Source organism: Amycolatopsis kentuckyensis (assembly GCF_002155975.1).
Taxonomy (GTDB): domain Bacteria; phylum Actinomycetota; class Actinomycetes; order Mycobacteriales; family Pseudonocardiaceae; genus Amycolatopsis; species Amycolatopsis kentuckyensis.
The window spans coordinates 1-1,151 of record NZ_MUMI01000687.1; the positions used below are offsets into that span (position 1 = coordinate 1).

General features: G+C 72.5%; 2 protein-coding genes. Both read left to right on the forward strand.

Annotation, left to right across the window (positions count from 1 at the left end):
• Window positions 1–757: phosphopantetheine-binding protein (locus CCN39_RS45660; RefSeq protein ID WP_143264421.1), on the forward strand; the 757-nt coding region annotated here is incomplete at its 5' end.
• A gap of 26 nt (window positions 758–783) precedes the next feature.
• Complete coding sequence (locus CCN39_RS45665; RefSeq protein ID WP_013224966.1) at window positions 784–984, forward strand: MbtH family protein; 201 nt, start codon at window positions 784–786, stop codon at window positions 982–984.
• Window positions 985–1,151: the final 167 nt, after the last annotated feature.

The window sequence follows — 1,151 nt, forward strand, 5'->3', positions numbered from 1 at the left end:
GCCGATCGGCGCCACGGGGGAGCTCCACGTCGCCGGTGCCGGGCTCGCCCGCGGGTACCTCGACCGGCCGGGACTCACCGCCACGCGGTTCCTCGCCGATCCGTTCGGGGCGCCGGGGGAGCGGATGTACCGCACCGGCGACCTGGTGCGGTGGCGGGCCGACGGGACCCTCGAGTTCCTCGGCCGCGCCGACGACCAGGTCAAGATCCGCGGCTTCCGGATCGAGCCCGGCGAGATCGTCGCGGTGCTGCGCAAGCACGAGGGAGTCCGGGACGCCGCCGTCGTCGCGGACGGCCGGCGGCTGATCGCCTACGTCGTGGGCGAGGTGGGTCCCGGGCTGCGGGAGCACGTCGCCGCCGCACTGCCGGCCCACTTCGTGCCCGCCGCGTTCGTCCGGCTCGACGCGCTTCCCCTGACCGCCAACGGAAAGCTCGACCGGCGAGCGTTGCCGGCGCCGGCGGCGCCGGCGGAGACCGCGGAGTACGCGGCCCCGGAAACCGAGACCGAAGAGGTCCTCGCGGCCATCTGGGCCGAGGCACTCGACCTGGACCGGGTCGGCGTCGAGGACAACTTCTTCGCCCTCGGCGGCGATTCGCTGCGCAGCCTCCGGATCACGTCGATGACGAAGTCCGCCTTCGACGTCGAGATCACCCCCAAGGACGTGCTCACCGCCGGGACCGTGCTGGCCCTGGCCGAGCTCGTCGAAGAACGGGTCCTGCGGGACCTCGAACGGCTCGCCGCCGGACAAGACCACTGAAACCCTTGAGAGGAAAGGAAAATCCCATGCAGGATGACGCCGAATTCCAGGTACTCGTGAACGACGAAGGCCAGTACTCGCTGTGGCCGGTGGCGAACGAGGTACCCGCGGGCTGGCGCGCCGACGGCTTCCGCGGCGGCCGCCAGGAGTGCATGGACCACGTCGACGAGGTGTGGACCGACATGCGACCGCTGAGCCTGCAGCGGCAGATGGCCGCCGACGGCTGAGCCGCCGCCCCTGCCGTCCCCCTTGACCCGACGCGGAAGGTCCCCACCTCATGCCCTCTCCTTCGACGCTCACCCAGACCTCCCTGCGGGTCCCCCGGCCGATGGCCGACGGGCGGCTGCAGCGGCTGCTCACGGGTCTGGCCCACAAGCACGGCGTCCCGGCCGCC